This is a genomic window from Streptomyces sp. NPDC057302, assembly GCF_042667685.1.
Classification (GTDB): domain Bacteria; phylum Actinomycetota; class Actinomycetes; order Streptomycetales; family Streptomycetaceae; genus Streptomyces.
In genome coordinates this window covers 35,012-41,185 of the sequence record NZ_JBHUZJ010000083.1, presented here as the reverse complement: position 1 = coordinate 41,185, position 6,174 = coordinate 35,012, and the positions used below count along the sequence as shown (strand labels likewise).

Here is a 6,174-nt window from a genome sequence, read left to right as displayed (position 1 = left end):
GCCGGCGGTCGCGACCGTGGAGGTGTGGATCGCCTGCACGAGACGCTCGTTCTCGGCGGCCGGACCGCCCGGGAAGGCGAACCGCCGCCGCGTGTACCCGTAGGTGAGCCCGCTGCAGGGGTCGGCGAACGCCTGCGAGCCGCCCGCGCCGCTGTGCCCGATGGTCCCGGCGCCGAGGAACGGGTACTTGAACTCGGCAGTGCTCTGGAACCCGAGCCCGAACGACCTGTGCGCGCGCACCACCAGGTCGTGTCCGGTGGAGTGGATCTGCCCGAACGCGGCCACGGTGTCCGCCTTCAGGAGGGGCTCCCGGCCGTCGATCCCGGTGACCGCCGCCGCGTACATCCCGGCGAGACCGCGCGCGGAGGCGACACCACCGGCCGACGCGTTCCCCTTGGCCCGCACCCGGCGTGAGTTGGGGAACGCCTCCAGGTCGGTGGGGTGGGCGCCGTTGCGGTTGAAGGCGATGGACGGCAGGCTGCCCGGCTGCGGCGGCAGCGCGTCGAGGAAGGCCTGCTCGGTCGGGGAGGGGGCCATCGGCAGGACGGACCGGAACCGGGGCTCAAGGGCCTCGGGGAGCCCGAGGTGGAAGTCGAGCCCGTGCGGGGCGCGGACACGCTCCTCGTACACCTCCTGCAGCGTCTGCCCGGTGGCCCGGAAGACGACCTCGCCGGAGAGCGCGCCGATGGAGAGCGCGTGATAGCCGAAGGCGGTTCCGGGGCGCCAGAAGGGGCGCTGGGTCGCGAGGCGCTCGGCGATGGCGCGGTCATCGGCGATCTCCTCCGGCGTGAACCCGCCGTCGGCCCCGACGACGCCCACTCGGTGGGCGAGCAGCTCCCGGAGGGTGACACCCCCCTTCCCCTCGGCGGCGAACTCCGGCCAGTAGTGGGCCACTTCACGATCGAGCTCCAGGACGCCGTCCTGGACGAGCAGCGCGACGACGAGGTGGGCGGCGCCCTTGGTGGACGAGAACACCCCGAAGAGCGTCTCGCCACCGGTGTCCGGCCCCACCCACAGATCGACGACCTGCTTCCCTCGTACGTAGGCGGAGAGCTGCGCGGCATGATCGGGCTTCTCGGCGGCGAGCACGGAGGCGAACTCGTCCCTTACGGCTTCGTATCCGGCTGCGGTGGTGCCTTGGACTTTGATCTCGCGGGTCATGGGTGTTCGTTGCCTCTATTCCAGCCCGTCCGGCGTTTGAGGACATCTTGAAGGGGGTCCAGGGGGCGGAGCCCCATGGTTTCGGGAAGGGGCGGGATTGGGGAAGGCCCCGCAGGGACCGCCCGGCCCTCAGCCCCCACCCTCAGCCCCGGCCTCAGCCCACGCTCAGCAACGCCCGACCCACCTGCGGGAACACCCCCTTGGGGTGGTCCCGGAACAGCGGCTCGGTGCCGAACAGGACCACACGGGCCCCCGCAGCAGCCCCACTCACGACAGAAGCCTGCCCCGCCGCATCAGAGGGCCCACCGGCCCCCTCCACCGCACGCCAGTGCCCGGAGAGCAGCGGATTCCCAGCCCCATAGGACTGCTCGACCCGCACCCCACTCCCCAGCCCGGTGAACCACATGGGCGCATAGACGAAGGAATGCTCAGGCGCACCCCCGGCAACAGCCCCACGGGAGTTGACGACCCGCACCACACCATTGGCGTCCCCGTTCCCGGCAACCGCCGTCACGGAAAGCAACTTCGCGTCGGAATTCAACGCGGCCCCCTCCGCCCCACGCCCGACGAGCCCGCCCCCACCGGCAAGGAACGAGTCGAGCCCGGCCCGAGCCCCCGCGTTCAACTCCCCGTACGAAAGCCCCGCCGAAACGAACAACGCGTCCGCACCCGACTTCTTCCAGTCGAACCCGCCGTTGAGGACAGCGGTCGAAACCGGCACCACATCGAAGTTCATCTCCCGCAGAGCGAACAGCTCACCAGGAGTGACGGCAGCGGCCACCCGAGTGGCGCGCACGACAGCGCCCCCCTTCGCCTTCGTCGCGTCGAAGGCGACGTCGTACTTCCTCGCCGCGGCGACCGCCGCACCCCGCGCCGATGACGGCAGAATCACGCTCCCGTCATCGGCCCGCCGCACGGAAGTGCCGCGCGAGAGCAGCCAGTTGAGAGCAGCGACCTCCCGCGCGTCGTCCAGCCGCAGCCGAAGATCCCCGCGCGCAGCGACACGGCCGACACGCGAGGCGGAGTCCACCGCACGCGACCGCACACCGGACAGCGAGCCACCCTTCACCGGGTCCACCGTCGCGCCCCACAACCGCCCCAGGCTCCACCCCGAGATGTCGTACATGGTGGACACCTTGTCGCTGATGTCGCGCCCGTCGGCCAGCATCACATTGGCGATCCCGCGCTTGGGCTGACGCATGTCGACGACGTACGAACCCTCGGCGTACGAGGTGCCACCCAGCTTGAAGTCCTTGGTCGCGCGCCGCACTCGCACGTCGTTGTCGAGCAGATGCTCCACCAGCCGCGAGGCCGCCGCCGCCGAACGCTGGCCGCGCCCGCCCTTCTGCTCGCCGCGCGGAATCACGTACGCACGCGGGAAGTCGGTCGTGTAGACGTCCTCCGGACCGATCCCCGGCACCCCGGGCACGGTCTGCGACGAGACCGGCACCTGCGCCGCACCCGTCGCGCCACGCCGGAACGTCTCGATCTGGTCGGCGATCACCGAAGTCCGGTGCTCCTGCGTGTACGTGAGCGTGGCCGACATCGCCGCTCCCGCGATGTCCACGTTGATCGCGGACCGCCGCCGCAGCTCGGGCACGGGCAGCTCGTCGTACTCGTCGTTGTTGACCGTCATCGGGAACTCGATGGTGTGCGCCGCGACCGCGCCGTGGAACGGCATGTACTGCGGGGTGAAGATCGGCGGCCAGTCGTCCCAGCCCTCCTCCTGGTCACGGAAGGGGATGATCGCCGGCTCGACGCCGTCCTTCTCGGGGGTGTAGCCGAGGCCGTTGACCGCGGCTTCCATGCCGAGCGCGTTGGCGTAGGAGTTCTTGAGGAAGAGGTCGTACTCGTAGTTCTCGCCGTGCGGGGGAGTCGTCGGCTCGATCAGGGTGCCGTTGACGTACCCGTGCAGGTCGATCATGACCGCGGGCTGCTTGTCGATGGCGATCTGCCGCATCGCGCGGACCTCGGGCTGCGACGCGGTGATGAAGTCGCGGTTGAGGTCGAAGCCGTTGGCGTTCTCGCGGGTGCCCGCGACGCGGCCGTCGGGGTTGGCCGTGACGTTGAAGTACAGCCGGTTGTGCGCGAGCAGGTCCTTCGACTTTCCGTCCTTGGCCTTCGCGAGCTTCTCGATGAGCTTCAGGGCCGCGTCCGTGCCCTCCCACTCGTTGCCGTGGATGTTGTTGTTGATGAAGACAGGCGTCTTGTACGAGGACTTGACCGCCGGATCCTTCGCGGCGCTGCCCGGCGCGTTCTCGATGAGCTCGCGCATCCGCTCCTGACGGGCCGCCTCCTTGGCGGACTCGGGCGCGGTGACCGTGACCAGATAGAGCTGGTGCCCGCCCGCCGAACGGCCCGCGATCTCCACGCTGACGCGATCGCCGATGCCCTGGATGCCGTTCAGCTTCGGGGCTATGGAGTGATAGGGGGAAAGGCCCAGTTTTATCGACTTGTCGTCCGGATTCGCGGGCGGTGGCGTCAGCTTCTGCTCGCGCGGATAACCGCGGTTCTTGCCCTGGTCAGGGGCGAGGCCGGGACTCCCCGCAGCCCCCAGGGCCCGGTCGGCGGCGCTCTGCGGAGCCTTGGCGGCCCGTTCCGTACTGCTCAGGGGCGAGCCCTCGCGGAGGATGTCGCGACCGCCCGGAGTCGGGTCGGCGGTCGCGCTGCCGGGAGCGAGGGTGGTGAAGAGAAGGGCGCCCGCCGAGGCGAGGGTGGCGAGCAGAACCGGTCTGGATGGCCGGGACAACCCCATACATACCTCCTGGAGAGAAGCTGAAGTGGACCTGGAGAGGAACCTGAAGGGAAACCTGGAGAGAAGTCAGTACGCGTGGTCTACCGGTTCAACCCCCGCGCAACAAGAGGGCCTTCGGCCCCACGCGTCCCGTGGACCGCGGGGCCGCGACCGGCGGATAGGCTGGGGAGCATGCGCGATCTGGGACGAGGCTTCGGCTATTTGATGAAGGGCCAGCGCTGGGTCGCCCAGCACGGCAAGCAGTACGGAGTCGGCCTGCTGCCCGGCCTGATCACGCTGCTCCTCTACGCGGCCGCGCTCGTGGCGCTCGCGACCTGGGGCACGGACCTCGTCGGCTGGGCGACGCCCTTCGCGGACGACTGGTCGTCGCCGTGGATCGGCCTCTTCCGCGGCTTCCTCACCGCCCTGCTCTTCGCGCTCGCACTCCTGCTTTCCGTGGTCACCTTCACTGCCGTGACGCTCCTGGTGGGCCAGCCCTTCTACGAGTCGCTGTCGGAGAAGGTCGACATCTCCGTCGCCGGATTCGCCCCCGAGTCGGGCCTGCCGCTCTGGCGCGAACTGTGGATCTCCGCACGCGACAGCCTCCGCATCGTCCTGCGGGCCGCGATCTGGGGCATCCTCCTCTTCGCCCTCGGCTTCATCCCGGTCGTCGGCCAGACCGTGGTCCCGGTGGTCGGCTTCTGCGTGACGGGCTTCTTCCTGGTCGAGGAGCTGACGGCGGTGGCACTCCAGCGCCGGGGCGTCGAAGCCCGCGAGCGGCTCGCGCTGCTGCGCGGCCGCAGGCAGCTCGCGTGGGGCTTCGGCACCCCGCTCGCCGTGGCGTTCATCGTCCCGTTCGTCGCGGTGTTCCTGATGCCGGGAGCGGTCGCGGGCGCGACGCTGATGGCGCGGGAGCTGCTCGGGGAGGAGAGCGGGGAAGGAGCGGACGACCCGGCGTCGGCCGCTGCGGGCGGGCGTTCCTAGCAGCGCTGCTCAGGACCTGGGGGCGTCCATGGCGGCCGTCAGGATCTTCTTCACCTGCGCGATGATGTCCAGGCGGTTGCGCACGAACTCGGGGTCGGTGACCTGGCCCGTGGCCGGGTCCGTGTTCCCCGCCCCGAACTGCAGGATCGGCGTGTGCACATGGCCGCCGGGCAGGCGGTCGTGCAGCCCGAGCCGGTCGCGGAGCAGCGTCGCCCGGTAGGCGATCTCGTTCGACAGGTAGTTGCCGCCGCCGCCCTCGCGGGCCGTCGAACCGGCGGTGGGCCCGTCCGGCCGGACCACCGGCGCGCTCTGGCCTGCGGGGATCTCGGTCACCGAGGTGTTGTCGTACACGGGGAAGCGGCCGGTCCGCGCGCCCACGATCTCCTTGTACGGGAGAGTCGTGGACGTCCACTGCGGCTGCGAGCCCGGATCGGTGACGGGGACGGTCTGCGTGCGTGAGAGGTTCTCGTTGTCGGGGAAGCCGCCCCGCCAGGCCCCGTTGGTCCGCTCGATGTCGAAGCGGCCCGCGCGGCCCTGGCTGATGGTGGTGAAGAGGTCGACGCGCGGCAGGTGCGCGCGCAGGGTGCGCTCGACCGTCCCCTGGGCGAAGTCGTCCCAGCGGACGGGGAAGACGGCGGTCTCCACCCGGGCGGGCCCGTCGGCGGTCTGGATGACGGTGCCGTCCAGGGCGAGCGCGGTGGCGCCCGACGGGTTGCTGATGCGGACGTCACGGTCGAGCGTGAACGGGTCGAAGCCGGTGACGAGGATGCGCTTGAGGCGGTGGCCCGCGCGGTCCTTGGCCGGGTAGCGGATGGAGTCATGGCCGCGCGAGGAGTCCTCCAACGCCCGTATGAGGCGCCCTCGCCGGGCCTCGTCCACCCCGAAGCGGGCCGGCTCCCACTGCCGGAGCTCACGCGTCATGCCGAGCCGGGCCCAGTACAGCGGCCGGTCGTCGTCCCGGCTCAGGTCCTCGCCCTTGCCCGCCGCGGGACCCCGCCCCTGCGCCCGGTCCACGGCACGCCGCCACAGCGCTTCGCCCTGCCGCTCGACGATGCGCTTGGCCTCGCCGTACGAGTGGGCGCGGCCAAGGGCCCGCGCGAACTCCGGTGCCACGGCGTCGAACCCGCTGCGCCGCAGGATCTCCTGCGGCGCCGCCCGGTCCAGGCGCTGCTCCTCGGTGGTGGCGGCCGGGGCGGTGGCCGCCGACGCGGGCAGGGCGGTGAGGGAGAGCAGCAGGGTGACACCGAGCGCGGCGAGCCGGGGGGAGACGTTGGGCGAGAGTGACACGGGAGTCC

General features: G+C 71.1%; 4 protein-coding genes. 1 reads left to right on the top strand and 3 read right to left on the bottom strand.

What is annotated here, in order from left to right:
* A partial coding sequence (locus ACFUPX_RS36870; RefSeq protein ID WP_383332737.1) for a serine hydrolase domain-containing protein occupies positions 1-1,161 on the bottom strand: 1,161 nt, incomplete at its 3' end.
* 154 nt (positions 1,162-1,315) lie between these two features.
* The gene (locus ACFUPX_RS36865) at positions 1,316-3,916 is read right to left on the bottom strand and encodes a M14 family zinc carboxypeptidase (protein ID WP_383332735.1); all 2,601 of its coding nucleotides are present in this window, start codon (positions 3,914-3,916) and stop codon (positions 1,316-1,318) included.
* 171 nt (positions 3,917-4,087) lie between these two features.
* Between ACFUPX_RS36865 and ACFUPX_RS36860 the strand changes: the two genes are divergently transcribed.
* A complete protein-coding gene (locus ACFUPX_RS36860) occupies positions 4,088-4,879 on the top strand; it encodes an EI24 domain-containing protein (protein WP_383332733.1) in 792 nt (263 codons plus the stop codon).
* Positions 4,880-4,888: 9 nt separating this feature from the next.
* On the opposite strand, the gene ACFUPX_RS36855 is transcribed toward ACFUPX_RS36860, so the two are convergent.
* Positions 4,889-6,166, bottom strand: coding sequence for a pyroglutamyl peptidase (locus ACFUPX_RS36855; RefSeq protein ID WP_383332731.1), 1,278 nt, complete (start codon positions 6,164-6,166; stop codon positions 4,889-4,891).
* Positions 6,167-6,174: the final 8 nt, after the last annotated feature.

Bases quoted from the DNA above. Each gene is read 5' to 3' on its own strand.
- ACFUPX_RS36865 (WP_383332735.1), bottom strand. From the start codon at position 3,916: ATGGGGTTGTCCCGGCCATCCAGACCGGTTCTGCTCGCCACCCTCGCC.
- ACFUPX_RS36860 (WP_383332733.1), top strand. From the start codon at position 4,088: ATGCGCGATCTGGGACGAGGCTTCGGCTATTTGATGAAGGGCCAGCGC.